This window comes from Streptomyces sp. NPDC054842 (assembly GCF_053611025.1).
In genome coordinates this window covers 24,749-49,393 of sequence record NZ_JBSGZN010000042.1, presented here as the reverse complement: position 1 = coordinate 49,393, position 24,645 = coordinate 24,749, and the positions used below count along the sequence as shown (strand labels likewise).

Here is a 24,645-nt window from a genome sequence, read left to right as displayed (position 1 = left end):
CTCACGTGCGGATCGCGTACATCTGATCTCGCGTATCGCGTCTCATATATGACGTACGAAGTACGACGCGTTGAAGCTAGAAGCGCGCTCGTGTTTCGTCAACGCTTCCGGCAAAAGAAGTTGCGACGACTTACCGGCGGGATCCCGCGGCGCCCCGGATCGTCCGGACGTCGCCCTCGCGGGCGGTGACGGTGCGTCCGCCGAACACGGCGGCGGCCCGCGCGGTCGCCGACTCCCGGGTGAGCGTGGGTCCGACGTGGGTCACGAGCAGTTCACCGACGCCGGCCCTGCGGGCCGCCTCGCCCGCCTCCTCCGGCGTGAGGTGGACCCGCGTTTGCTCTTCGCCGCCGGGATGCCGGTCGACGTCGGCCTCGCAGAGGAACACGTCCGCGCCGTCCGCGAGTTCGGTGAGCGCGGCACAGGGACCGGTGTCCCCGGAGTACGCGAGGACGCCGCCCGCGCACTCGGCGCGCAGCCCGTACGCCTCGGTGTCGTGCACGACCGCGCGGCTGGTCAGCCGCAGCCCGCCGAAGCGCGCCTCGGCACCGTCCCGCAGCGGCCTGAAGTCGAGGATCCCGGCCAGGAATCCCGCGTCGGGCCGCCCGAGGAACCCGGCGAGCCGCTGCCCGCACGCCTCGGGCGCCAGGACGGGAACGGGCCGTGCCGGGGTGAGCCCGCCGTAGGCCAGTCCGTAGACGGCCGACAGCAGATCGGCGCTGTGGTCCGCGTGCAGGTGCGAGATCCAGATCGCGCTCAGCCGTGCCGGGTCCGTGTACCTCTGCAACTCCGCGAAGCTGCCCGGCCCGGCGTCGACCCACACCTCGGCGCCCCCGCCGCTCAGCAGGTACCCGGAGCAGGGACGGCCGGGCCCGGGATGCGGGGAGGCGGTGCCGAGGACGGTGAGAGTGATCGCCACGGGACCGAGCCTACGGATTCCGGCCCCCTAGGGCACGGGCCACCCACCCTCGTGACACCGGGGAAGCCGACCGACCGCATCACCCGGACGGGCAGCGGCCGGTGGTGCCGGGGCACCGCCCAGGTCCCGGCATCCCGCCGGCCGACGCCTGCCGCACCGACCGCGCGGGGTGGAACCCGGCCCACCGCACCCCCTGGTCCGCCGTCCCCCGTCCGGCGCCTGCCGTACCGGCCGCGTGGGGTGGGACGGGACCCGGCCGCTCGCCCGCACCGCACACCCGGCGCCCCCGGGCGAGCGCACGGGCACGTCGGTCCCGCGGGACGAGCCGGTCGCCTGCCGCACCGCCCTGGTCCCGGCGTCCCGCCGACCGCCGCCTGCCGCACCAACCGCGCGGGGTGGGACCCGGCCCACCGCACCCCCTGGTCCGCCGTCCCCCGTCCAGCGCCTGCCGTACCGGCCACGCGGCACGGGACCCAGTCGCGCGCCCGCACCGCACACCCGGCACCCCCGGGCGAGCGCAGGGGCACGTCGGTCCCGCGGGACGAGCCGGTCGCCTGCCGCACCGGCCGCGTGGGGTGGGACCCGGCCGCTCGCCCGCACGGCACACCCGGCGCCCCCGCACGTCGGTCCCGCGGGACGGGCCGGTCGCCTGCCGTACCGGCCACGCGGGACGGGACCCGGCCCACCGCACCTCCCGGTCTCGCCGTCCCCCCGACGGCCGCCTGCCGTACCGGCCTTGCGCGGCGGAACCCGGTCGCGCGCCCGCACCGATTCCGGCGCCCCCGGCGAGCGCAGGGGCACGTCGGCCTCGCGGGACCGGCCCCGGTCGCCCATCCGCACCCCGAGCCCGCGCACCCGAGGTGCGCCGGGAGTGCCGGCCCCCGGGCGGGCCGGAGGCCCGGAGCGGGGAGCCCTACGGCTTCCAGTGCGGGTCGCGGCCGCTCAGGCCGATCGCCCGGGACAGGAGCGGCGCGTCGTCCGGCACGGGCACGACGGGGCCGAAGATGCCGCCCCCGCCGCCCGGTTCCGCCGCCGAGGCGGCGAGGAACGCGTGGACGGCCCGGAGCGCGTCCGCGTCGGGCTCGTACTCCTGGCCGGTGGCGCGCGCCAGATCCCAGCCGTGCACGACGAGTTCGTCGGCGGCGACCGCGGCGGCGACCGCGCCCGGCAGCGCCACCCCGCCCGCCCGCGTCTCACCGGTGAACGCGGCCGGGTCGCGCCACGCCTCGCCGAGTTCGTCCAGGGCCTTCGCCAGCGTCTCGCGCCAGCCGGGCCCGATGTCCGGCAGGCTGCTGCCCGGGGGCGTGTCCGTCGTCGGCCCGAGGTCCTTGCGCGCGGCGTCCCGGAAGGCGATGGCCAGCCCGGTCAGATGGCCGAGCAGATGGCGCACCGCGTACTCCGGGCACGGGGTCGCGCCGTCGAGCTGGTCCTCGCCCACCCGCTCCGCGAGCCCGGCCACGATCCGGGCCTGCGGTCCGAGGTCGAGCATGGTGTCGGTCATCCTGAACTCCTCCATCGGCGTCTCCACTCCTGAGGTAGACCGGCGGCGGGCGCGGAAGTCATCGCCGCCGGGGTGCTCCGTGCACCGGCCCGCGAGAGGGGATCCCCATGAAAGCGATCGTTCAGGATGTCTACGGCCCCGTCGACGTCCTGGAACTGCGGGACATCGACCGTCCCGTGCCCGGCGACGACGAGGTGCTCGTCCGGGTCCGCGCCGCCGGCGTCGACCCGAGCGTGTGGCACCTCATGACGGGCCGTCCCTACGTCGCGCGCGTCGTCCTCGGGCTGCGCAGACCGAGGAACCCCGTGCGCGGCTGGGACGGCGCCGGCACCGTGGAGGCCGTCGGGGCGAAGGTGACCGGCCTGCGCCCGGGTGACGAGGTGTTCGGCACCTGCGAGGGCGCCTTCGCCGAGTACACGTGCGCCCGGGCCGACCGACTCGTCCCCAAGCCGGCGAACCTCACCTTCGAGCAGGCCGCCGCCCTCCCCGTCTCCGGCCAGACCGCCCTGCAGGCCCTGAGCGGCACCGCCCGCCCGCGGCCGGGGCAGAAGGTCCTCGTCATCGGCGCCTCCGGAGGCGTGGGCAGCTTCGCGGTGCAGCTCGCGGTGATGTACGGCGCGGAGGTGACCGGCGTCTGCGGCCCCGGCGGCGCGGACCTCGTCCGTTCCCTGGGCGCCGCCGAGGTCGTCGACTACACCCGCCAGGACGTCACCGAGGGCCCCGCCCGCTACGACGTGATCCTCGACGTGGCGGGCAACCGCCCGCTGCCGCGCCTGCGCCGTGTCCTCGCCCCACGCGGCACCCTGGTCATCGCCGGGGGCGAGGGCGGCGGTCCGTGGCTGGGCGGCCTGGACCGCCAGCTGCGTGCCGTAATGCTGTCGCCCTTCGTGCGCCAGAACCTCCGCAACCTGACGTCCGTGTCCCGCCGGGAGGACCTGCTGACGCTGGGGCGCCTGGCGGAGAGCGGCGACATCGTCCCGGCCGTCGACCGCGTCTACCCGCTGGCCGAGGCCGCCGACGCCGTACGCCACCTGACCGACGGCCACCCCCGGGGCAAGCTGGTGGTCACCGTCGCCGTGTAGGGCAGTCGCCTCTCGACTCGTGCACCTTCGTGATCGCGGCGGCCCTGTACGCCCTGCTGCGCGTCCGTGAGAAGAAGCCGCGCCGGCTGCCGGGGCGGCCCGTGGGAGCGTACGGCCGGGGGCGCCCGCGTGCTGTGGCGCCACGCGACGCTGCGGGCGCTGGTCGTCGCGGGCGGCACCACCATGTTCTGCGCGGGCGTCAACGGCGCGCTGCTGTACGCGGTGGTGGACGGACTGGGGCGCCCTCCCGCCTACGCCGGGGTGCTCTACACCGTCCAGGGGGCGGGTTCGGTGGTCGCCGGGCTGGCCGCGGGCCCGCTGCTGCGCGGGTTCGGCGGCCCCCGCTTCGCCGCTGTCGGGATCGCCGTAACCGCGGTCGCCGGGCGGCGCGGGCTGCTCCGTCCGACGCCGTGGCGTTGGTGAGCAGTGCGGCGATCGGCCTGGGCCTGCCGTGCGTGCCGGTGGCCGCCCTGACGGCGGCCCAGCGGGAGACGCCGGACGCGCTGGCGGGCCGTGCCGCGGCGACGGCCGGCACCCTGGTGTTCGCGCCGAACGCGGTGGGTCTCGGCGTGGGCGCCGGCCTGGTCGAACTGGTCCCCCACCAGCCGGTGCTGGTGGTGCTGGGAGCGGTCCTGCCGGTGGGCATCGTGCCGCTGATGAGGGTTCACGCGCGGCGTGCGAGCGCCTCCCCGACGAGCGACAGGTCCTCGTCGGACGCCAACCCGGCGTGGTACAGCCGCACTTCGCCGGCCCCGAGGCCGGCCGCCCGTGCCATGTCGGCGCCCAGCGTGGCGGGGCTGCCGCCCATGCCGCTCACCACGGTGAAGTTGGCCGCCAGCACGCGCCCTTCGACCCCCTGTCCGGCGAACGGGGCGAGCAGCTCCGGCCCGCCGGTGCAGGGCACGACCACGCCGTCGGCGACCGACAGGATGTGCCCGGGGTCCACTCCGGCGTTCGCACCGCAGTGGTACGACACCGGGTCGGCGTGGAGCAGGACGCGGAAGCCCGTTGGGGCGGCGGCGCGTACGGCAGTGACCGTCTCCTCCTGGAGGGACCGCGCGACGGAGTCCCGCCACGCGCGCGTGGCGGCCGCGCGTTCCCCGCCGAGGAGCTTCTCCACCGCCTCCCAGCCCTCGCCGGGCGCGTCGCCCCGCCAGACCGGCTCCAGCGCGCGCCGCACCGCGTCCGCCGTCTCGTCGGGGTCGAGGCCCAGGCCCGCGTACCCGTCGCGGCAGGAGGGGCAGAAGCACAAGGACATCAGGTACTGGCCGGCGTCCCCGAGGCGCACGCCCGCCGTCTTGTCGTGGGCGTGGAGATGGGCGAACCCGTACCAGCCGAGGGACTCCAGTTCCGTCCCGGCGGCGCCGGGGCGCACGGCCGCCTCCACGGCGAGGCGGGTCAGGTACGCGCGCGTGCCGGGCTGCGCGATGCAGGGCGCCCAGGAATAGCGGTCCCCGTAGGCGTTGAGGACGGACGTGTCCGGGAACTCCTCGCCCAGGCGGGAGTTGTGGGCGAGGACCACCCAGGTGTGCACGTCGAGGCCGGCCGCGGCGAGGGCGGCGGCGGCCTCCCCGTACGCGTCACCTGGCGCCCAGTCCCCGGCCGGGTACGGGCGCAGCCGCTGCCCCTTCCAGTGCTCGCCGTCCGGCGGGTAGAGCACGGCGGCGTGCGAGGCGGTGACGACCCGGTGCCGCGGGTGGCGGGGGGTGAGGGCGCGGGTGGAGTGGTAGGCGGAGGCGAGCGTCGCCTGCTGCACGCCGAGCCCGGCGATGCGGGCCGCGGCGCCGGGGTCGCCGTTGACGTCCCACGGGTAGACGAACGCCGACGCGCGCGGCGGCTCGGCCCGGCGGCCGGCCGCGCTCACCGGCCCTCCTCGATCAGCGCGTGGCCCCGCTCGACGAGTTCGGCGAGCTGTTTGACGTGTTCCTCCGGGGGTTCGTGCAGGGGCGGCCGGACCTCGCCGACGTCGAGTCCCCGCAGCCGTACGCCCGCCTTCACGAGCGAGACGGCGTAGCCGCGGCCCAGCGCCCGCAGGTCGACGAACGGCCGGTAGAAGCCGTCGAGCAGCCGGTTGGCGGTGGTGTCGTCGCCCGTGTTCAGCGCGGTGTGGAAGGCGAGGGCGATCTCCGGGGCGAAGCAGAAGACGGCGGAGGAGTACAGGGTGATGCCGATGCCGCGGTAGGCGAGCCCGGTGAGTTCGGCGGTGGGCAGGCCGTTGAAGTAGAGGAAGTCTCCCGGGACCTCGCTGCGCACCGCGCTGACGATGCGCTGCATCAGGTCGAGGTCGCCGAGCCCGTCCTTGAAGCCGATGACGCCGTCGGTGCGGGCGAGTTCGACGACCGTCCCGGGGGTGAAGAGGGCGTTGTCGCGCTGGTAGACGACGATGTCGAGGGAGGTCGCGGCGGCGAGTTCACGGTAGTGGCGCAGCAGGCCCTCCTGCCCGGCGACGACGAGGTACGGCGGCATGGCGAGCAGGCCGTCCGCGCCCGCCTCCTCGGCGAGGCGGGCGAAGCGGACGGCGAGCGCGGTGCCGTAGCCGGCGCCGGCGACGACCGGCACCCGTCCCGCCGCCGCCTCCACGGCCGCCCGCACGCACGCCTGGAACTCCTCGGGCGTGAGCGCGTGGAACTCCCCCGTGCCGCAGCACGCGAACACGGCGGCCGCTCCGGCGTCGACGCCCCGGCGCACGTGCTCGCGGTAGACGTCGAGGTCGACGGAGCCCTCGGGGCCGTACGCGGTGACGGGGAAGAACAGCGGGCCGCTGGGGGCGCGCAGTCGGGCGGCGAGCGGGGCTGGCGTCACGGGCTCTCCCTGAACAGGCACGGCGCCCGGCGCGCCGCGCCGCGTCGGCGCTCACGCACACACCACACAGTGCACGTCTCTGATCCACGTCTATATTTCTGAACGCGCCCACGCTAAGCCGCGACCTCGGGGCCGGTCAAGCGCGCAAACCGGCGACACGGAGGCGGATTCGGCGCCTCCGCGCGACACTTGACGCAGGGCGGCGGAGATCCCTAGCGTGTCCACGAATGTGAATGCCGTACACGCATACGCATGTCATACGGCTGCCGATGCAAGGAGACCGAGGATGCCCGCTCCCCGCACCGTTCTGCTCACCGGCGCCGCCGGCGGACTCGGCACCCTCATGAGGGAACTGCTGCCGCGGTACGGGTACGAGCTGCGCCTGCTGGACCTGCGCCCCGTGGAGGGCGAGCCGGACGCGATCACCGCGGACCTCTCGGACCGGACCGCGCTGCGCGAGGCGGTCCGGGGCGTGGACGCGGTCATCCACCTCGCGGGCATCTCCCTGGAAGCCTCCTTCGACAAGATCCTCAAGGCGAACATCGAGGGGACCTACAACCTGTACGAGGCGGCTCTGGAGGAGGGCGTGCGCCGGATCGTCTTCGCCTCCTCCAACCACGCGGTGGGCTTCACGCCCCGCCCGCGCGGCGAGGCCCCCCTCGACCCCGGCGCGCTGATCCCGATCGACACCCCGCGCCGCCCGGACACCTTCTACGGCCTGTCCAAGTCCTTCGGCGAGGACCTCGCGCAGTTCTACTGGGACAAGCACGGCCTGGAGACCGTCTCCGTGCGGATCGGCTCCTGCTTCGCCGAGCCCACCAGCGTCCGCATGCTCTCCGTGTGGATGAGCCCCGAGGACGGCGCCCGCCTCTTCCACGCCGCCCTCACCGCCGAGGACGTCGGGCACACGGTCGTCTACGGCTCCTCCGCCAACACCCGTCTGTGGTGGGACCTCACGACCGCGCGGGCCCTCGGCTACGAGCCGCAGGACGACTCCGAGCCGTACGCCGAGAAGCTCGTCGCCGAACAGGGCGAGCTCGACCCGGACAACCCGGACCACGCCCACCTGGGCGGCCACTTCGTCACGCACCCGCCGATCTGGCCGTACTGACACGGCGACGCGAGGCGTTCAGGAGCGGGCGGGCACCGAACGGGCCCGCCCGCTCCCCTGTTCGGGCACAGCGGCTGCCCGAACACACCCCCTCGTCGGCTCGGCCGCAGGTCCGGCACGGACAGGCGGCGTACGAAACGGGCACAGCCGGGCAGCATCGGGCAGGGAACAGACCTGGTCACTCGCCGACACGCGCTGTAGAACTTCCCACGTGGGCCCCACCGGGCCCGAACGGGCAGTACGGCAGGGGGCACAGGAAGCAGATGACGGCCATGACCGCGGAAGAACGACAGCGTGAGATCGTCCGGGCCGCGCGCCGCACCGGCTCGGTGGACGTCACCACACTCGCCGCCGAACTGGGCGTGGCCAAGGAGACCGTCCGGCGCGATCTGCGCACCCTGGAGGATCACGGCCTGGTACGGCGCACCCACGGCGGCGCCTATCCGGTGGAGAGCGCGGGCTTCGAGACGACCCTCGCCTTCCGCACCACCAGCCATGTCCCCGAGAAGCGCAGGATCGCCGCCGCGGCGGCCGAGTTGCTCGGGGACGCCGAGACCGTCTTCATCGACGAGGGCTTCACCCCCCAGCTCATCGCCGAGGCGCTGCCCCGGGACCGCCCGCTGACCGTGGTCACCGCCTCGCTCGCCACCGCGGGCGCCCTGGCCGAGGCCGACAACACGAGCGTCCTGCTGCTCGGCGGCCGGGTCCGCCCCGGCACGCTCGCCACCGTCGACCACTGGACGACGAAGATGCTCGCCGACTTCGTCATCGACCTGGCGTTCATCGGCGCCAACGGCATCTCCCGCGAACAGGGCCTGACCACTCCCGACCCGGCGGTGAGCGAGGTCAAGGCACAGGCCGTCCGCGCGTCGCGGCGGACCGTCTTCGCGGGCGTGCACACCAAGTTCGGAGCGGTGAGCTTCTGCCGGTTCGCCGACATCAGCGTGCTGGAGGCGATCGTCACCAGCACCCTGCTCCCCTCGTCCGAAGCCCATCGGTACTCCCTCCAGGGCCCCCAGGTCATCCGCGTCTGACGACCCCGGCGACCCGCCCCCGCATCCCACCGCGCCCCGCGACTCGCGTGGGGCGACGGCACCCCCATGCCTTCCCTTCACTCCCCCTACGTCCAGGAGCGATCCATGCGAACCCAGAGCCGACGGAGGCCGCGCGCACTCGCCGCGGCCGCCGCAGGGACGCTGCTCGCCCCGCTGCTCTCCGGCTGCTGGGCCGGGGCGGGCGGGGCCGGTTCCGGCGGCGACTCCCTCAACGTGCTGATGGTCAACAACCCACAGATGGTCGAACTCCAGAAGCTCACCGCCGAGCACTTCACCAAGGAGACCGGCATCCGGGTCAACTTCACCGTCCTGCCCGAGAACGACGTCCGCGACAAGATCAGCCAGGACTTCGCCAACCAGGCCGGACAGTACGACGTCGCCACCCTCAGCAACTACGAGATACCCATCTACGCCAGGAACGGCTGGCTGCACGAGATGGACTCGTACGTCCGCGAGGACCCCGGGTACGACGAGCAGGACGTGCTCAAGCCCATGCGCCAGTCCCTGACCGGCGACGACGGCAAGCTCTACGGGCAGCCGTTCTACGGCGAGTCGTCGTTCCTGATGTACCGCAAGGACGTGTTCGCCGCGAAGGGCCTGAAGATGCCCGCGCACCCGACCTGGCGGCAGGTGGCGGACCTCGCCGCGAAGGTGGACGGCGCCGAGCCCGGGATGCGCGGCATCTGCCTGCGCGGGCTGCCCGGCTGGGGCGAGATCATGGCGCCGCTCACGACGGTGGTGAACACCTTCGGCGGGACCTGGTTCGACAAGGACTGGAAGGCCCGCCTGGACTCCCCCGACTTCGTGAAGGCGACGAAGTTCTATGTCGGCCTGGTCCGCGAGCACGGCGAGTCCGGCGCCGCCCAGTCCGGCTTCGCCGAGTGCCTGAACAACCTCACCCAGGGCAAGACGGCCATGTGGTACGACGCCACCTCCGCCGCAGGATCGCTGGAGTCGGCCAAGTCGCCGGTCAAGGGCAAGATCGGCTACGCGCCGGCACCGGTCGAGAGGACGAAGAGCTCCGGCTGGCTCTACACCTGGGCCTGGGGCATGCAGAAGGCCTCCCACAACCCGGACAAGGCCTGGAAGTTCGTCTCCTGGGCGTCGGGCAAGGAGTACGAGCGGCTCGTCGGGGACAAGGTCGGCTGGTCCGACGTCCCGGCCGGGAAGCGTGCCTCGACCTACGCCAACGCCGAGTACCGCGAGGAGGCCGCCGCCTTCCAGGACATGACGCGGGCCGCGATCGAGGGGGCCCGGCCCCGCGACCCGGGAGTGCAGCCGCGCCCGGCGCCCGGCATCCAGTTCGTCGGCATCCCCGAGTTCACCGATCTCGGCACCAAGGTCTCCCAGGAGATCAGCGCGGCCGTCGCCGGACGCCAGTCCGTCGAGTCGGCCCTGCGGAAGTCCCAGCGGCTGGCCGAGCAGATCTCCGAGGAGTACGAGGGACGATGACCGCCACGACGACAGCCCCGATCGCCACCGCTCCGGCGAGCACCGCCCCCAGGTCCTCCGGCCGGCTCCGCGTATGGGCCACCCGCGCCCCGCTGCTCCCCGCCCTGATCTTCATGATCGCCGTGACCCAGCTTCCCTTCGTGGCCACGCTGGTGATCTCCTTCTTCGACTGGAACTCCCTCTATCCGAAGGCCCGCCACTTCACCGGCCTCGCCAACTACGGGGACGTCCTCAGCGACCCCGACCTGCGCAAGTCGGTCCTCACCACGATCGTGCTGACCGCCACCGTGGTCGTCGTCAGCCTGGTCCTGGGGCTCGGCCTCGCCCTGCTCATGGACCGCCGGTTCCGGGGCCGCGGCCTGGTCCGCACGCTGCTCATCGCACCGTTCCTGGTCGTCCCGGTGGCCGCCGCACTGCTCTGGAAACATGTGCTCTACAACCCGGAGTACGGCCTGTTCAACGGGCTCCTCCACTATGTGGGCGGCCCACAGCCGGACTGGATCTCCGGCACCCCGCTGCTGGCGGTCGAGGCCTCGCTGATCTGGCAGTGGACGCCGTTCATGATGCTGATCCTGCTGGCCGGACTGCAGAGCCGCTCCCCCGAGCAGATCGAGGCGGCCCGCGTCGACGGCGCGAGCGACTGGCAGGTCTTCCGCCACCTGACCCTGCCCCACCTGCGCCGCTACCTCGAACTCGGCGCCCTGCTCGGCTCGATCTACATCGTGCAGAACTTCGACGCCGTCTTCACCCTCACTTCGGGCGGCCTCGGCACCGCGAACCTGCCGTACACCGTCTACCAGAGCTTCTACCAGGCCCACGAGAACGGTCTCGCGTCCGCCGCCGGCGTCCTGGTCGTCATCGGTTCGATCATCATCGCGACCTTCGCCCTGCGCGTGGTGTCGTCCCTGTTCAGCGAGGAGGCGTCCCGCGCATGAGCGCCACCGCCGCACCCGTAAGCAGCCGCCGCAGCCGTGGCGCGGGCCTCGGCCTGGTCGCCTGGCTGGCCGGCCTCGTCTTCTTCCTGCCCGTCGCCTGGATGGCGCTGACGTCCTTCCACTCCGAGTCGGACGCGGCGACCAACCCGCCGTCCTTCGCGGCCTCCCTCACCCTCGACGGCTACCGCGAGTTCTTCGGCTCCGGCGGCGGCGCCAGCCCCTGGCCGTCCCTCATCAACTCCACGGTGGCGTCCGTCGTCTCCACCCTGTGCGTGCTGCTGCTGGCCCTGCCCGCGGCGTACGCGCTGTCCATCCGGCCGGTGAAGAAGTGGACCGACGTCCTGTTCTTCTTCCTCTCCACCAAGATGCTGCCGGTCGTCGCCGGCCTGCTGCCGATCTACCTGTTCGCGAAGAACACCGGCCTGCTCGACAACATCTGGCTGCTGGTCATCCTGTACACCTCCATGAACCTGCCGATCGCGGTGTGGATGATGCAGTCCTTCCTCGCGGAGGTGCCGGTCGCGGTCATCGAGGCCGCACAGATCGACGGAGCGCGGCTGCCGACGGTCCTCGCCCGCATCGTGGCCCCGATCTCCGCGCCCGGCATCGCGGCCACCGCCCTGATCTGCTTCATCTTCAGCTGGAACGAGCTGCTGTTCGCCCGGGTGCTGACCGGCGTGGTGGCCGAGACCGCGCCCGTCTTCCTGACCGGCTTCATCACCAGTCAGGGCCTGTTCCTGGCCAAGGTGTGCGCCGCGTCGCTCGTCATCTCCCTGCCGGTGCTCGCCGCGGGGTTCGCCGCCCAGGACAAGCTGGTCCAGGGCCTGTCGTTGGGAGCCGTGAAATGAAGGCCGCCGTCATCGAGTCCGTGGGCAGGGCCGTCGTCACCGAGGTCCCGGACCCGACGCCGGGGCCCCGCGAGGTGGTCGTCGAGGTCGCCGCCTGCGGTCTGTGCGGCACCGATCTGCACATCCTCCAGGGCGAGTTCGCGCCGAGGCTGCCCATCGTGCCGGGACACGAGTTCGCGGGCGAGGTGGTCGCTGTCGGCACCGGTGTCACCGAGCTGGCGACCGGCGACCGCGTGGCCGTGGACCCCTCCCTCCACTGCCACGAATGCCGCCAGTGCCGCAACGGCCACAACAACCTCTGCGAACGCTGGGCCGCCATCGGCGTCACCACGGCCGGCGGCGCCGCCCAGTACGCGGTGGCCCCCGTCGCGAACTGCGTGAAACTGCCCGAGCACGTCCGCACCCAGGACGCCGCCCTCGTCGAGCCGCTGTCCTGCGCGGTCCGCGGCTACGACGTCCTCAACTCCCGTCTCGGCGCCCACGTCCTCATCTACGGCTCGGGCACGATGGGCCTGATGATGCTGGAGCTGGCCAAGCGGACCGGCGCGGCGAGCGTCGACGTGGTGGACCTCAACGAGCAGCGGCTGTCCACGGCCAGGCTGCTCGGCGTCTCCGGGGCGGCCACCGGCGCCGACGAGCTGGACCGCCCGCAGGGCTGGGACGTGGTCGTCGACGCGACCGGCAACGGAGCCGCGATCCAGGACGGCCTGGACCGGGTCGCGAAGGCCGGCACCTTCCTCCAGTTCGGCGTCGCCGACTACGCGACCCGGGTCACCATCGACCCCTACCGCATCTACAACCAGGAGATCACCATCACCGGCTCCATGGCGGTCCTGCACAGCTTCGAACGCGCGGCCGAGCTGTTCGCGAACGGCGTCCTCGACCCGGACGTCTTCATCAGCGACCGGCTGCCACTGGCGAGCTACCCGCAGGCGCTGGAGCAGTTCGCGGCGGGCGTCGGCCGCAAGATCGTGGTGACGCCGTAATCCGCTGGCACCGGGCATGGCCGGGCGCCTAGCATCCGGCCATGCCAGCACCCCAGGGATTCCGGTACGAGGAGCACGCGGACGGCTCCGTCACCATCACCCACCGTGACCGGGCCGCAGGCACCCTGCGCGGCGCCCGTGCCGAACAGTTCCTCGCCGAGACCGAGGCCGGGGACCCCCAGCTGGTGATGGCCCGCTGGACCGGGAACTACAAGCACGGCAACGAACGCACGGCGCGCGACCACCCCCGCAACCGGCGCTGACCCGATTGGCCGCAGGGTAAGGGAACGGTAAAGCGGTGTCGGTCGTTCACCCGGCATGACAGCTATGACCCCCGGCTCGAACATCCCTCTCCCCGTCACGCGCGTGACGGTGGACGTCGCCGCTCCCGTGCGGCTCGACGTTTCGGGCCTGCTGCTCACCGCCGACGGCAAGGTGCGCTCCGACGACGACTTCATCTTCTACAACCAGCCCGCGGGCCCCGGCGTGACGTACCGCTCGGGCGGCGGTTCCGCTCCGGACGCGATCACCGTCGACACGGCCGCGGTCCCGCCGGGCATCGAGAAGATCGTCGTCACCGCGAGCCCGGACGCCGCGGGGCAGACCTTCCAGGGCGTCGAGCCCACGGCCACCATCCGCAACGCGGACGACAACTCCGTCCTGGCGTCCTTCACCCCGCCGCAGCTGGGCGCGGAGACGGCCCTGGTGATCGTCGAGGTCTACCTGCGCAACGGCGTCTGGAAGGCCCGCGCGGTAGGCCAGGGCTACGCGAACGGCCTGGCCGGCATCGCCACGGACTTCGGCGTCACGGTCGAGGAACCGGCACCCGCCGCGCCCCCGGCCCAGCCCGCCGCCGCCCCGGCGCGGCCCGTCGCGGCCCCGCCCGTCCCGGCCGCACCGCCCGCCGCCGCACCCGCCGCCCCCTCCTCCGGGAAGATCAACCTGGACAAGGGCCGGGTGAGCCTGCAGAAGAACCAGACGGTGTCCCTGGTCAAGGGCGGCCGCCCGCTGCTCTCCCAGGTCAAGATGGGCCTCGGTTGGGAGCCCGCGTTCCGCGGCAAGGACATCGACCTGGACGCCTCGGTCATCGCGTACGGGCCGCAGCGCAACCACATCGACAGCTGCTACTTCGGCAAGCTCTCCATCGTGAACGGCGCGATCAAGCACTCCGGCGACAACCTCACGGGCGAGGGCGGCGGTGACGACGAGGTGATCGTCGTCGACCTGGGCCGTCTCCCCCAGGAGGTCACCGGCCTCGTCTTCACGGTCAACTCCTTCACGGGCCAGAAGTTCACCGAGGTCGCCAAGGCGTACTGCCGCCTCCTCGACGCGGCGACGGGCGAGGAGCTGGTCCGCTTCGACCTCACCAACGCGGAGGCCCAGACGGGCGTCATCATGGCCAAGATGATCAAGCAGTTCTCCGGCGAGTGGGAAATGACGGCGGTGGGCGACTTCGTCAAGTCCCGCACGGTCCGCGGCATGGTCAAGCCGTCGGCCGCCGCCCTCTGACCCACCCCCACCGAGCCCACCCGGCCCTCGGGGGAAACCCGCCCGGGTGGGCCACTCCGGGCGCCGCCACGACGTAGGTGGGCCCACTCCGGGCGCCACCATGCCGATGGGCACCACCTCCCTGCGCTGCGATCGACCTTGGGGTGGATCGGCGAGCCCGCACGAACGGGACGCCGCCTGCGCCCACCCGGCCGCATCGCTCCGGCTGCACGCATGCCCGCAGCCGGAGCGCACGAGTAGGCACCGCCCCTCACCGCCCGCCCGCAGCCGGGCGTCCGGCCCGAGCCCCCGCGGCCCAACCGCCCACGACCCGCAGCCGCCATCGCACCGGAGGGGCCGTGCCGGTACATCACATGGCCGTCGGGCACGGGAGGTACGCAACCGAGGAACGCTGGTTCGGGCCAGCGACAACTACCGACGGCCGGACGCACCGGCACGGCCCCGACCCACCACCGGCGGAAAGCACTCGACGCCCGCCCCGCCTGCCGAAGCCCGCAAGCGACGCTCCCACCTGCCCGGACCGCAGGGAACGACGACCCGCAGCCGCCATCGCACCGGAGGGGCCGTGCCGGTACATCACATGGCCGTCGGGCACGGGGCCTACGCAACCGAGGAACGCTGGTAGCAGAGGCCGACAACAACTACCGACGGCCGGATGTACCGGCACGGCCCCGACCCACCCACCGAACCGGCAGCGCCCGGCGCCCACCCGGAGGGCACCGCGCCCGACGCCCACCCGGAGGGCACCGCAGGCCCTACGCCCGCAGCCCCTCCGTGAGCAGCGACAGATACCGCCGGATGCACGGCCCGCCACCGCCGGCCAACTCCGACGCCGTCACGACGCCGTGCGCCAGCCGCAGCACCTCGACCGGCTCCAGATCCACCCGCAGCGTCCCCTCCCGTTGAGCCGCCCCCACCAACCGCCCCGCCGCCCGCTTCAACGGCTCCCCACACGCGCTCAGCACGGGAGAGCACCCGTCCGCGACGGCCGACCCCAGCAGCGCCTTCAGCCCGCGCATCCGGATCATGCCCTCGCCGAGCTCGTTGAGCCACTCCCCCAGCGCCTCGCCCGGCGGCAGCTCCCGCGCCAGCTCGTCCGCCCGCGCCGCGATCGCCTCGATGCCACCGACGTACACCGCCTCCAGCAACGCCCGCCGCGTCGGGAAGTGCCGGTACAGCGTGCCGGACCCGACGCCCGCCCGCTTGGCGATGTCGTCCAGCGACGCGCTCTCCCCGTGCTCGGCGAACGCGACCGCGGCCTCCTTGAGCAACCGCTCGTAATTCCGCCGCGCGTCAGCCCTCATGGACCGCACAGCCCCCACACCGGCACCCGCACCCGCAGTCGCCCCCGAACCGGCACCGGCACCGGCACGCGAACCGGCCCCCGCACCGGAGCCAGCAGTCGCCCCCGAACCCAAAGCGGCACCCACACCCGCACCCACACCCGCCATCCCCACGCTCCTCACCAACCGGGGCCCCTCTCCGCATCGTAACGAGCAGCGGAGAAGGCCCCTCTGGATCGGGCTCGGATCGGATCGGCTCGGGTCAGAACAGCGCGCTGTAGGCGTTCAGCGCGGGCTGCCCCCCGAGATGGGCGTACAGCACCGTCGCCTCCCGCCGGATCTCGCCGCGCGCGACCAGATCGACCAGGCCGGCCATCGACTTTCCCTCGTACACGGGGTCGGTGACCATCCCCTCGGTACGCGCCGCGAGCCGCATCGCGTCCAGCGTGGCCTCGTCGGGGACACCGTAGGTACCGGCGTGGTACCGCTCGTCGAGCTCGACGTCCGCCTCCGTCAGTTCGGCCCGCAGACCGATCAGCCGGCCGGTGCGCCGAGCGATGCGCAGGATCTGCTCACGGGTGCGGGCGGGCTCCGCCGACGCGTCGATCCCGAGGACGCGCCGCGGTCGCCCGCCCGCCTCGGCGAGCGCCGCGAACCCGGCCACCATCCCGGCCTGGGTGGACCCGGTCACCGAGCACACCACCACGGTGTCGAAGAAGACGCCGAGCTGCTTCTCCTGCGCGGCGACCTCGTAGGCCCAGCCGGCGAACCCGAGGCCGCCCAGCGGATGGTCCGAGGCCCCCGCCGGGATGGCGTACGGCCGGCCGCCCGCCTCCTCGACCTCGCGCAGCGCCAGCTCCCAGCTCTCCTTGACGCCGATGCCGAACCCGGCCCGGACGAGCCGTACGTCGGCGCCGGCGAGCCTGCTAATGAGGATGTTGCCGACCTTGTCGTACACGGCGTCGGGCCAGTCCACCCAACTCTCCTGCACGAGCACGCACTTGAGACCGGCGCGGGCGGCGCAGGCGGCGACCTGGCGGGTGTGGTTGGACTGGACCCCGCCGATCGAGACCAGTGTGTCGCAGCCCTGGGCGAGCGCGTCGGCGACGAGGTACTCCAGTTTGCGGGTCTTGTTGCCGCCGTAGGCGATGCCGGAGTTGCAGTCCTCCCGCTTGGCCCACAGTGCGGCGCCTCCGAGATGCCCGGTCAGGCGCTCCAGGGGGTGCACGGGCGAGGGCCCGAAGAGCAGGGGGTAACGGGCGTACGAGTCAAGGGACATGAGGGGGTCCTCCCCGATTCGGGTGCCGTCTCGGAAACCAGCACGTTCACCGCTTCTCCACCGTCGTGGACGGCACCGGCACCACGACGGACACCGGCACCCACACCACCGCGACCGCCACCGCGACGGCCGGCACGACCACGGGCGCGACCACGGGCACCTCGGGCACCTCGGGCACCTCGGGCACCTCGGGCAACAGCGTCACGGCATGCCACTTCCCCCACTCCCGTCACCGCCGCCTTCGCCGCCACTCCCATCCGGACCGGCACCCCCATCCACCAGTTCCTCCAGCCCGCGCCAGATGTCCGCCGTGACACGGACGGCCTCGTCCACGTCCCCGTCGGCACACGCGTCGATCAGCCGCTCGTGCAGACCGGCCGACCGGCAGTTGCCCCCTTCGCCGAAGCGGCGCCGCTCCAGCCGCCGGATGAGGGGGGTGTACCGCGCGACGGTGGCCGCGGCGGCGCGGTTGCCGCAAGCCCGCACCAGGACGTCGTGCAGCTCGTCGTCGGCACGCAGGGCGGCGTCCACGTCGCCGTCCCGTACGGCGCGGGCGAACCGCGTGTTGGCCTCCCGCATCACGGCGATGTGGCCGGCGTCGAGCCGGGGCACGGCCGTCCGCACCGCCAGCTCGTGCATCGCGCCGACCACGGCGGCGGCGTCCCGCACGTCGGCGGCGTTCACGGGAGTCACCCGGGTGTAGCTCTGCGGCTTGGACTCCAGGAGCCCCTCGTCGACGAGCCGGGCGAACGCCTCGCGGACCGGAGCCCGCGACAGCCCGAGCCGCTCGGCGAGTTCGGCGTCCCGCACCACCGCGCCCGGCGCGAGGTCACCGGCCACGATGGCGTCCCGGATGGCCTCGTAGGCCCGGTCCCGCAGCAGGGTCCGCCGCACGGGTCGCATCGTCTCCACAACTGAAATGTTAGATATCAGCTACCCGGACCCGCAAGAGGGCGGCCCGTGCCCCCACGGACCGCCCTCCCGCACATCACCTCGCCCTCACCGGCCACGACGTCCCGCGGAACTCCGCCGGGCCGACCCGCCCGACCCGGCACGGGCGTCCCGGCCCAGGAAGACCCAGCCCAGCAGCGCTGAGTTCGCCCCAGGCAGCCTCAGCCCGACCCGGATCAAACCGGATCAACCCGGCTGCACGGGGCTGAACTTGGCCGAGCCCGCCCCCCGTTCAGGCCGCCCAAGGCCAGTCGGCGTCCCGTGCCCCCTCCAGCAGCGGCACCATCCGGAAGGCCGCGTCCGAGAGCCCGCCGAAGGTGTGCCGGTGGGGCCCGCCCGACGGGCCGTGGCCCGGCCGGTACCCCGCGAGGTTCCACGTGTAGACGGGGACGTCGGCCGGGACCTGCTCGGTCGGGTCGCCGTGGTGGCTGTACATGGCCTGCTCGTCGGTGACGATGAGCACCCGGTCGTGCTTCTTGTAGTGCCGGCGCACCGCGGCGCTCGTGTCGGTGCCGCCGAGGTCCCCGAACCGCTCCAGGACCCGCAGCACCGACTCGCCCTGGCGGAACCGCACGGGCGAGCTGCTCGTGCCGAACTCGACCAGGTCCGCGTCCGCCGCCCGCAGCGCGAGCGCCGTGCCGAAGATCGCGGCCGCGTCCGCCCGGTTCAGCTCGGAGCGCTCCGAGAGCCGGGAGTGGAACATCGAGCCGGACCGGTCGACGAGGACGAGTGTGCGTCCGCCCAGCACCGGCACGTTGGCCAGCGAGTGGGCGAGCGCCTGCTCCAGCGGGTACGCCCAGCGCAGCGAGGGCGCGTGCTGGTAGGCGGCGAGGTAGCGGAAGGGGAACTGCCGGGACCGCGCCACCTCGGCCGGGTCGCTGATCTTCGCGGCGACCTGCGCCGCGACCTCGTCGCTCACGCCCGCCGCGTCGAAGTTGCGCAGGTTGCGCACGAGGGCCATCGCACCCATGGACGGGATCACGGCCTCCCAGGCCGCCCGGTCCATCGGGCCCTGGAGCCATCCGGCGAGCGCCTCCCACGTGAGCCCGGCCGCCCGCAGCCGCTCGGGCCCGTCGGGCGCGGTGACCACGGCCCGCCGCTCGGCGACCGGCAGCGCCATCAGCTCGTGGTGCGCGACGAGCACGCGGTTCGACGAGGGCGGGACGGCGGTGTCGGGGTGGTGGCGCCGGTCGAGCGCGTACCGGAAGAGGTCGCCCTGCCAGGGCTTGTCGGGGTCCGGCGCCGCGTGCACCAGGTTGAGGATGTCGCCGAAGCGGTAGCCCTTGGACGCGGTGTCGTACTTCAGCAGCGACGCGCCGTGGTACAGCCGCCGTGCGGCGTCGGCGACACCGCGCTTGACGGGCTTGGGCACGTTGCGGCCGTAGCGGGAGGTCCAGTAGGCGAGCAGCTCGCCGGGCTCGTCGGGGCGCCGCAGCACGGAGGCCACGACCTCGCGGTTGGCGGGGCCCTCGGTGGCGCCGGCGTCGAGCCGCGCCTTCACGTACTCGGCGGCGCCGACGATCGAGGCGGTCCGCAGGTTGCCCTCGCCGCGCAGCCAGCCGAGCAGTCCCGCCGTCCACGACGGGTCCTCGACGGCGAGCTGCCGCACGAGCGCCGCGAACCGGTCGTCCCGGTCGGCGCCGGTCTCGTAGAAGGTGTTCTGCGAGACGAAGTTGGCGACGGCCAGGAGGAAGAGCTCGGAGCGCGTGTCGCGCTCACGGCCGCGGCCGCCCTCGTAGGTACGAAGGACACGGCCGGTCGAGGTCACCCGCGAAAGGCCTCTGGGCTTCGCGGTCCTGATGTTGAATCGCGCCATGATGAATTCCCCCGAATTCGTGGGCGACGGTTTCGTCGCGTCATTCCGGCGGAAGGCACGGCAGATGGTGGGTGCCCGAGATCAGGGGTCGGCGACGGACTTGTCAGATGCTCTACCCGATTGAGCTACATCGACCCGGGGTCGATGACGGGACTCGAACCCGCAACCGTCCGATCCGAAGGAAGTAACCGTTGCCTGCGCACCGGGCACCCACCATGAGCTGCGCCTCCCGAGATCTAGTCGGCGGCGGCGGGGATTCTGTGGAAAGAAGTAGCCGCAGCCCGCGCACCGGGAGGTGCGTGAAGTTGTGGTGTCCAGAGTTCAGGTCGGCGGAACCGACGTAGGTGCTCTGCCCCTGAGCTACACCGGCATGTGGTACCGGTGACGGGATTCGAACCCGTGGCCGCCCCATTATGAGTGGAAGTAGGTCCTGCCTTCGCACCTGGACAGGCATCACTCTAAAAGGGCGGCCATGGAACCGGCCAATGAATTAACCGTCCCGCCGCGGGCGCGTTCTCAGCGGCGCTGCTGACGCTTCCACGGTCCGGTGATCGCCAGCATGATGCCCGGGTCCTGGATGTTGGCGAACAGGGTCCGGCCGTCGGGCGAGAAGGTGACGCCGGTGAACTCGCTGTACTCCGGCTCCTCTTCGGTGCCGATGTTGAGTTCGTTGCGGGCGATCGGGTACGTGCGGCCGCTGTCGGTGGCCCCGAAGAGGTGCTGGACGCCCGCGCCGTCCTCGGCGATGACCAGTCCGCCGTACGGGGAGACGGTGATGTTGTCGGGGCCGTCGAGGGCGCCGTCCTCGGCGGGGTCCGGGTTCACGCCGAGGAGGACCTTCAGGGTCAGGGTGCGGCGCTTGGGGTCGTAGAACCAGACCTGGCCGTCGTGCTGGACGGGGCTCTCCGCGCGGGCGAACGAGGTGACGATGTAGGCGCCGCCGTCGCCCCACCACATGCCTTCGAGCTTGCGGGCCCGGGTGACCTGGCCGGCGCCGAACTGCTTGCGCACGGACACCGTCTTGGCGTCCCGGTCGGGGACGTCCACCCAGTCGACGCCGTACACGGTGCCGACCTTGGTGGCGCGGGACAGGTCGTCGACGAACTGGCCGCCGGAGTCGAAGCACTTGAACGCCTGGAGCGCGCCCGCGTCGTCGGCGAGCTCGGCCAGCCGGCCGTGGCCGTGCTCGAAGCCCTGCGGCGGGGTCCAGCGGTACAGGAGGCCGTTCGGGTTCGAGGCGTCCTCGGTGAGGTAGAGGCGCCCGCGCTTGGGGTCGACGACGACGGCTTCGTGGGCGTACCGGCCGAGGGCCTTGATGGGCTTGGGGTCACGGTTGCGGCGGCGGTCCTCGGGGTCGACCTCGAAGACGTAGCCGTGGTCCTTGGTCATGCCGTTCTGGCCGGCCTTGTCCTCGGTCTCCTCGCAGGTGAGCCAGGTTCCCCAAGGAGTGCTGCCGCCCGCGCAGTTGGTGGCGGTGCCGGCGATGCCGACCCACTCGGCGACCTTGTCGTGGCGGACCTCGACGACCGTGCAGCCGCCGGACGCGGCCGGGTCGTAGACCAGGCCCTCGGTGAGCGGGACGGGATACTTCCACTTGGACCGGGCACCGGACAGTTCGTGGTTGTTGACCAGGAGGGTGGCGCCGCGCGGCCCGTCGAAGGTGGCCGTGCCGTCGTGGTTGGACGGGGTGAACTCGCCGGACTCCAGCTTGGTCCGGCCGCTGTAGGTGATGACGCGGTACTTGAACCCGGCGGGCAGCGCGAGCAGACCTTCGGGGTCGGGGATCAGCGGTCCGTAGCCGACACCCCCGTGCCGGTCCGCCGAGTCGTCGCCCGTGCTCTCGGTGTCGGTGGACGCGAGGGCGTTCGGCGCGGTGGCGAGGGCGCCGACGCTGCCGGCCAGCACGACGCCGGCGCCGGTGAGCGCGGATCGTGTGGCGAAGTCCCTGCGGGTGAGCGACATGCTGTCTCCTGTGACGGTGGAGTGGGACTGCGTGAGGGGGGTGGCGGACCTCGTTGCGGCGCCACGGTCCCGCCCGCGGCTGAACGGCGGTTGAACGCCGCCCGACATCGGGGGACCCCATCACGTGAATCCACCCGGTCACCGGCGGGGACGCTCACCCGTGCCCGGTCCCGGCCGTGCCGACTGTCTCGCAGCCCTCGCGGCGCATCCGCTCGACGCCCCAGGCACCCAGCGGTCCGAGCGCCTCGTTCAGGGTGCGCCCGTGCTCGGTCAGCGTGTACTCGACCCGCGGGGGCACCTCGGCGTGGACCTTCCGGTGCACGAGCCCGTCCGCCTCCAGCTCACGCAGGTGCTGGGTCAGCATCTTCTCGCTGACCCCCGGCAGCCCGCGGCGCAGCTCCGCGAAGCGGCGTACGCCGTGCGCGTGGAGTTCCCAGAGGATCAGCCCCTTCCACTTGCCGCTGACCACGTCGAGCGCGGCGTCGATCCCGCAGATGTAGGGGCCGTTTCTCGGTGCCTTGGCCATCGCTGATCCCCCTTACCTAAAGGTGAGTACCGCAGAAAATAGTAGGTACTTCCGGGCGGGGCGGCGCTCTCCGAGCATGGAGGGGTGAACGAACGACAGAACGACACCACCGGGCGGAACACCGCCGTCACCGTGATCGGACTCGGCCCGATGGGCCGGGCGATGACCCGCACCCTGCTCGCCTCCGGACACCCGGTCACCGTCTGGAACCGCACCCCGGGCCGCGCCGACGGCGTCGTCACCGACGGAGCCGAGCTCGCGGCGACACCGGTCGCGGCGGTCACGGCGAGCGACCTCGTGATCCTCAGCCTCACCGACTACGGGGCGATGTACGACATCCTCGGCGACGCCGCCGGCTCACTCGCCGGACGGACGCTGGTCAACCTGAGCTCCGACACCCCCGACCGCTCGCGCCGGGCCGCGGCCTGGGCGGCGGACCACGGCGCCGCGTTCCTCACCGGGGGTGTCATGGTCCCCGCGCCGATGGTCGGCACGGAGGCGGCCCACGTCTACTACAGCGGCCCCGCCGAGGTGATGGAGCGTCACCGTCAGGCCCTGGCACGGATCGGGACGCCGACGTACCTGGGCGAGGACCCGGGCCTCGCCCAGATGATGTACCAGGCGCAGCTCGCGGTGTTCCTCACCACGCTGTCCGGGCTGATGCACGCGACGGCGATGCTGGGCGCCGCGGGGATGAAGGCGGCCCAGGCCCTGCCGGAGCTGCTCTCGTCAGCCGACTCGATCGGCGCCATCCTGAGGTCGGCGGAGGAGCACCCCGGCAGCGCGCTGGACGCCGGGGAGCACCCCGGCGACCTCAGCACGGTCACCATGATGGGCGCGACGTCCGACCACATCGTCGAGACCAGCGCCTCACTCGGCCTGGACCTGGCGCTGCCGTCGGCGGTGCAGGCCCACTACCGGCGCGCGATCGAGGCCGGGCACGGCGGCGACAACTGGACCCGCATCATCGACGGCATCCGGGAACCCGGCTGATCCGGGCGGTCCCGGCGCCGCGGCCCGAGGAAGGCCGCAGAGCGCGCCGGACAGCGCCCCGGGGCCCGGCCTCGCGGACGGGGTGCCGGGAAGCCTGCCTCCGTCAGCGGCCGGGGTCCGTCAACCCCCCTGCTGCGACCGCGCCTTGAACGCCGCCTTGCGGGCCTCCTTGGCGATCTTGCGGTCCGGGTGCAGGCGGCCCATCGCCTCCAGGACGTCCGGCGTGGCGGGGTGGTCGACCCGCCAGGCGGTCGCGAAGAAGCCGCCGTGCTGCTGGGCGAGCCCCTCGACGAGGCCCTGCAGTTCGTCGGAGTTGCCCTCGGCCGCGAGCTGAGCGGCCAGGGTGTCGATGGTGAGCCAGAAGACCATCGCCTCCGACGGCGCCGGTACGTCGGCCGCGCCCCGCTCCGTGAGCCAGACCCGTGCCAGGCCGCCGAGTTCGGCGTCGTCGAGCACCTCGCGCAGCGCCGGTTCCGCGTCGGCCCCGACGAGCGAGAGGGCCTGCTGGCAGCTCAGCCGGCGCAGCGGCGCACCGGCGTCGGCGCCCCGGGCGGCGGCGAGCAGTTCGCGTGCGGCGGCGAGGGGCTCACGGCGGGCGAGCCACTGCTCGGTCTCGGCCTGGGCCGCCGCCGGGGGGAAGGCGGACGTGCCGTGCAGCAGCGCGTCGGCGCCCTTGTCGGTCAGGTCGCCGACCGCCGGCGCCTCGATCCCGGACTCCAGGAGCCGGGCCCGCAGCCCGTACAGGCCGAGCGGGGTCAGCCGCACCATCCCGTAGCGCGAGACGTCCGTCTCGTCGACCGCCGCCGGCTCCTCGTCGGCGTCCGCCATCAGCGCCTCGTCCACGGGCTGGAACTCGACGAGCCCGATCGGTTCGAGCAGCCGGAACTGGTCGTCCAGCCGCATCATCGCGTCCGACACCCGCTCCAGCACGTCGTTGCTGGGCTCGCCCATGCCGTCGGGGACGATCATCGACGCGGCCAGGGCGGGCAGCGGGACGGGGCTCTCGCCGGGCACGTCCTCGCCGACCGTCAGCAGGTACAGGTTGCCGAGCACGCCGTCGAGGAAGGCGGCCTCGGCCTCGGGGTCCCAGTCGAGCCGGGAGAAGTCGATGTTGCCGCCCTCGTCCATGGCGCCGGCGATGTCGTCGAGGTCCGGCACGCTCGCGTCGGCCAGCACGGTCTCCAGGGCGGCGAGCCACACGCCGAGGACGTCGTGCGGAGCGCCCGCGGTGAGCTGCGCGAGGTCGGCGCCCGCGGTGACGGTGCCCTCCTCCTCGTCCACGATCTCGACCAGACCCGCGTCCACGGCCACCCGCCAGGCCTCTCCGGCGTAGGCCGCGGCCTCGTCGCCGGTGAGGCCGAGTTCGCCGGCCGCCAGCGGCAGTTGCTCCTCGACGAGTTCACCGCCGGCGCCCACACGCGTGTCCGGACCGGCCCAGCGGGCGAGCCGCGCGGCACGGGAGAGCAGCGGGGTGGCGAGCGCGTCCCGCGCCAGCTCCGCTTCGGACGACAGCCGCACGGGCGGCAGGGGTGAGCTGTCTGACATCGGCTGGTTCTCCTCCGGACAAGCAGGACGGGCGGGGCTCGCGGTGAACGGGTCGGCACGGCGGGCGGAGCGGCCGGGCGGACGCCGTACGGC

The 24,645-nt window shown here is 73.2% G+C and carries 23 protein-coding genes and 1 tRNA gene; 11 read left to right on the top strand and 13 right to left on the bottom strand.

Annotated features, from left to right (window positions below):
• Nucleotides 1–130: 130 nt before the first annotated feature.
• Both ACWGIS_RS27900 and ACWGIS_RS27895 read right to left on the bottom strand, forming a co-directional pair.
• On the bottom strand, nucleotides 131–916 hold the full coding sequence (locus tag ACWGIS_RS27900) for an MBL fold metallo-hydrolase (RefSeq protein ID WP_453365204.1): 786 nt from the start codon (nucleotides 914–916) through the stop codon (nucleotides 131–133).
• A 913-nt stretch (nucleotides 917–1,829) separates the two neighbouring features.
• Nucleotides 1,830–2,417, bottom strand: coding sequence for a TIGR03086 family metal-binding protein (locus tag ACWGIS_RS27895; protein ID WP_453365203.1), 588 nt, complete (start codon nucleotides 2,415–2,417; stop codon nucleotides 1,830–1,832).
• A gap of 107 nt (nucleotides 2,418–2,524) precedes the next feature.
• Here ACWGIS_RS27895 and ACWGIS_RS27890 point away from each other — a divergent pair, with 107 nt between their 5' ends.
• Together ACWGIS_RS27890 and ACWGIS_RS27885 are read left to right on the top strand one after the other, a co-directional pair.
• Nucleotides 2,525–3,499: an NAD(P)-dependent alcohol dehydrogenase gene (locus ACWGIS_RS27890; RefSeq protein WP_453365202.1), complete on the top strand. Its 975-nt coding sequence runs from the start codon at nucleotides 2,525–2,527 to the stop codon at nucleotides 3,497–3,499.
• A gap of 129 nt (nucleotides 3,500–3,628) precedes the next feature.
• Nucleotides 3,629–3,922: a hypothetical protein gene (locus ACWGIS_RS27885; protein WP_453365201.1), complete on the top strand. Its 294-nt coding sequence runs from the start codon at nucleotides 3,629–3,631 to the stop codon at nucleotides 3,920–3,922.
• Nucleotides 3,923–4,163: 241 nt separating this feature from the next.
• Here the strand turns inward: ACWGIS_RS27885 and ACWGIS_RS27880 are convergent, their stop codons facing one another.
• Nucleotides 4,164–5,363, bottom strand: coding sequence for a hypothetical protein (locus tag ACWGIS_RS27880; RefSeq protein ID WP_453365200.1), 1,200 nt, complete (start codon nucleotides 5,361–5,363; stop codon nucleotides 4,164–4,166).
• Nucleotides 5,360–6,301 (bottom strand): 5-dehydro-4-deoxyglucarate dehydratase, encoded by a 942-nt coding sequence (locus ACWGIS_RS27875; RefSeq protein WP_453365199.1) that lies wholly within the window; start codon nucleotides 6,299–6,301, stop codon nucleotides 5,360–5,362. The genes ACWGIS_RS27880 and ACWGIS_RS27875 overlap by 4 nt, the downstream gene beginning before the upstream one ends.
• 286 nt (nucleotides 6,302–6,587) lie before the next feature.
• Between ACWGIS_RS27875 and ACWGIS_RS27870 the strand changes: the two genes are divergently transcribed.
• The 8 genes from ACWGIS_RS27870 (at nucleotide 6,588) to ACWGIS_RS27835 (ending at nucleotide 14,197) form a co-directional block, all read left to right on the top strand.
• Nucleotides 6,588–7,412 carry an NAD-dependent epimerase/dehydratase family protein gene (locus tag ACWGIS_RS27870; RefSeq protein WP_453365198.1) on the top strand — a complete coding sequence of 275 codons (825 nt, stop codon included), beginning with the start codon at nucleotides 6,588–6,590 and terminating at the stop codon, nucleotides 7,410–7,412.
• Nucleotides 7,413–7,675: 263 nt separating this feature from the next.
• Nucleotides 7,676–8,446, top strand: coding sequence for a DeoR/GlpR family DNA-binding transcription regulator (locus ACWGIS_RS27865; RefSeq protein ID WP_453365197.1), 771 nt, complete (start codon nucleotides 7,676–7,678; stop codon nucleotides 8,444–8,446).
• Between the two features lie 105 nt (nucleotides 8,447–8,551).
• On the top strand, nucleotides 8,552–9,919 hold the full coding sequence (locus tag ACWGIS_RS27860) for an ABC transporter substrate-binding protein (protein ID WP_453365196.1): 1,368 nt from the start codon (nucleotides 8,552–8,554) through the stop codon (nucleotides 9,917–9,919).
• The gene (locus ACWGIS_RS27855) at nucleotides 9,916–10,854 is read left to right on the top strand and encodes a carbohydrate ABC transporter permease (RefSeq protein WP_453365195.1); all 939 of its coding nucleotides are present in this window, start codon (nucleotides 9,916–9,918) and stop codon (nucleotides 10,852–10,854) included. Before ACWGIS_RS27860 ends, ACWGIS_RS27855 begins: the two co-directional genes overlap by 4 nt.
• Nucleotides 10,851–11,702 (top strand): carbohydrate ABC transporter permease, encoded by an 852-nt coding sequence (locus tag ACWGIS_RS27850; RefSeq protein ID WP_453365194.1) that lies wholly within the window; start codon nucleotides 10,851–10,853, stop codon nucleotides 11,700–11,702. The genes ACWGIS_RS27855 and ACWGIS_RS27850 overlap by 4 nt, the downstream gene beginning before the upstream one ends.
• Nucleotides 11,699–12,688, top strand: coding sequence for a zinc-dependent alcohol dehydrogenase family protein (locus tag ACWGIS_RS27845; RefSeq protein WP_453365193.1), 990 nt, complete (start codon nucleotides 11,699–11,701; stop codon nucleotides 12,686–12,688). The genes ACWGIS_RS27850 and ACWGIS_RS27845 overlap by 4 nt, the downstream gene beginning before the upstream one ends.
• 41 nt (nucleotides 12,689–12,729) lie before the next feature.
• The gene (locus ACWGIS_RS27840; RefSeq protein WP_453365192.1) at nucleotides 12,730–12,951 is read left to right on the top strand and encodes a hypothetical protein; all 222 of its coding nucleotides are present in this window, start codon (nucleotides 12,730–12,732) and stop codon (nucleotides 12,949–12,951) included.
• 64 nt (nucleotides 12,952–13,015) lie between these two features.
• Complete coding sequence (locus ACWGIS_RS27835; RefSeq protein ID WP_453365222.1) at nucleotides 13,016–14,197, top strand: TerD family protein; 1,182 nt, start codon at nucleotides 13,016–13,018, stop codon at nucleotides 14,195–14,197.
• Nucleotides 14,198–14,952: 755 nt separating this feature from the next.
• Here the strand turns inward: ACWGIS_RS27835 and ACWGIS_RS27830 are convergent.
• The 8 genes from ACWGIS_RS27830 to ACWGIS_RS27795 all read right to left on the bottom strand — a co-directional run bounded on the left by ACWGIS_RS27830 (nucleotide 14,953) and on the right by ACWGIS_RS27795 (nucleotide 22,014).
• On the bottom strand, nucleotides 14,953–15,519 hold the full coding sequence (locus ACWGIS_RS27830) for a TetR/AcrR family transcriptional regulator (protein ID WP_453365191.1): 567 nt from the start codon (nucleotides 15,517–15,519) through the stop codon (nucleotides 14,953–14,955).
• 223 nt (nucleotides 15,520–15,742) lie between these two features.
• Nucleotides 15,743–16,759: a 1-aminocyclopropane-1-carboxylate deaminase gene (locus ACWGIS_RS27825; RefSeq protein ID WP_453365190.1), complete on the bottom strand. Its 1,017-nt coding sequence runs from the start codon at nucleotides 16,757–16,759 to the stop codon at nucleotides 15,743–15,745.
• 46 nt (nucleotides 16,760–16,805) lie between these two features.
• Complete coding sequence (locus ACWGIS_RS27820) at nucleotides 16,806–16,964, bottom strand: hypothetical protein (RefSeq protein WP_453365189.1); 159 nt, start codon at nucleotides 16,962–16,964, stop codon at nucleotides 16,806–16,808.
• Nucleotides 16,961–17,671, bottom strand: coding sequence for a GntR family transcriptional regulator (locus ACWGIS_RS27815; RefSeq protein WP_453365188.1), 711 nt, complete (start codon nucleotides 17,669–17,671; stop codon nucleotides 16,961–16,963). Before ACWGIS_RS27815 ends, ACWGIS_RS27820 begins: the two co-directional genes overlap by 4 nt.
• Before the next feature lie 271 nt (nucleotides 17,672–17,942).
• A complete protein-coding gene (locus ACWGIS_RS27810) occupies nucleotides 17,943–19,526 on the bottom strand; it encodes a TROVE domain-containing protein (protein WP_453365187.1) in 1,584 nt (527 codons plus the stop codon).
• 373 nt (nucleotides 19,527–19,899) lie between these two features.
• Nucleotides 19,900–19,978 (bottom strand) — tRNA-Met (locus ACWGIS_RS27805).
• Nucleotides 19,979–20,042: 64 nt separating this feature from the next.
• On the bottom strand, nucleotides 20,043–21,488 hold the full coding sequence (locus ACWGIS_RS27800; protein ID WP_453365186.1) for an alkaline phosphatase PhoX: 1,446 nt from the start codon (nucleotides 21,486–21,488) through the stop codon (nucleotides 20,043–20,045).
• A 154-nt stretch (nucleotides 21,489–21,642) separates the two neighbouring features.
• A complete protein-coding gene (locus ACWGIS_RS27795) occupies nucleotides 21,643–22,014 on the bottom strand; it encodes a winged helix-turn-helix transcriptional regulator (protein ID WP_453365185.1) in 372 nt (123 codons plus the stop codon).
• Nucleotides 22,015–22,098: 84 nt separating this feature from the next.
• Between ACWGIS_RS27795 and ACWGIS_RS27790 the strand changes: the two genes are divergently transcribed.
• Nucleotides 22,099–23,007, top strand: a complete 909-nt coding sequence (locus tag ACWGIS_RS27790; RefSeq protein ID WP_453365184.1) for an NAD(P)-dependent oxidoreductase — start codon at nucleotides 22,099–22,101, stop codon at nucleotides 23,005–23,007.
• 120 nt (nucleotides 23,008–23,127) lie between these two features.
• Here ACWGIS_RS27790 and ACWGIS_RS27785 read toward each other — a convergent pair whose 3' ends face one another.
• Entirely contained in the window at nucleotides 23,128–24,552 is a 1,425-nt protein-coding gene (locus tag ACWGIS_RS27785) for a hypothetical protein (protein WP_453365183.1), read from the bottom strand.
• Nucleotides 24,553–24,645 lie beyond the last annotated feature (93 nt).

Coding starts and splice junctions, on each gene's coding strand:
- ACWGIS_RS27895 (WP_453365203.1), bottom strand. CDS start 2,417: ATGACCGACACCATGCTCGACCTCGGACCGCAGGCCCGGATCGTGGCC.
- ACWGIS_RS27890 (WP_453365202.1), top strand. CDS start 2,525: ATGAAAGCGATCGTTCAGGATGTCTACGGCCCCGTCGACGTCCTGGAA.
- ACWGIS_RS27870 (WP_453365198.1), top strand. CDS start 6,588: ATGCCCGCTCCCCGCACCGTTCTGCTCACCGGCGCCGCCGGCGGACTC.
- ACWGIS_RS27865 (WP_453365197.1), top strand. CDS start 7,676: ATGACGGCCATGACCGCGGAAGAACGACAGCGTGAGATCGTCCGGGCC.
- ACWGIS_RS27860 (WP_453365196.1), top strand. CDS start 8,552: ATGCGAACCCAGAGCCGACGGAGGCCGCGCGCACTCGCCGCGGCCGCC.
- ACWGIS_RS27855 (WP_453365195.1), top strand. CDS start 9,916: ATGACCGCCACGACGACAGCCCCGATCGCCACCGCTCCGGCGAGCACC.
- ACWGIS_RS27850 (WP_453365194.1), top strand. CDS start 10,851: ATGAGCGCCACCGCCGCACCCGTAAGCAGCCGCCGCAGCCGTGGCGCG.
- ACWGIS_RS27845 (WP_453365193.1), top strand. CDS start 11,699: ATGAAGGCCGCCGTCATCGAGTCCGTGGGCAGGGCCGTCGTCACCGAG.
- ACWGIS_RS27840 (WP_453365192.1), top strand. CDS start 12,730: ATGCCAGCACCCCAGGGATTCCGGTACGAGGAGCACGCGGACGGCTCC.
- ACWGIS_RS27835 (WP_453365222.1), top strand. CDS start 13,016: ATGACCCCCGGCTCGAACATCCCTCTCCCCGTCACGCGCGTGACGGTG.
- ACWGIS_RS27825 (WP_453365190.1), bottom strand. CDS start 16,759: ATGTCCCTTGACTCGTACGCCCGTTACCCCCTGCTCTTCGGGCCCTCG.
- ACWGIS_RS27810 (WP_453365187.1), bottom strand. CDS start 19,526: ATGGCGCGATTCAACATCAGGACCGCGAAGCCCAGAGGCCTTTCGCGG.
- ACWGIS_RS27800 (WP_453365186.1), bottom strand. CDS start 21,488: ATGTCGCTCACCCGCAGGGACTTCGCCACACGATCCGCGCTCACCGGC.
- ACWGIS_RS27795 (WP_453365185.1), bottom strand. CDS start 22,014: ATGGCCAAGGCACCGAGAAACGGCCCCTACATCTGCGGGATCGACGCC.
- ACWGIS_RS27785 (WP_453365183.1), bottom strand. CDS start 24,552: ATGTCAGACAGCTCACCCCTGCCGCCCGTGCGGCTGTCGTCCGAAGCG.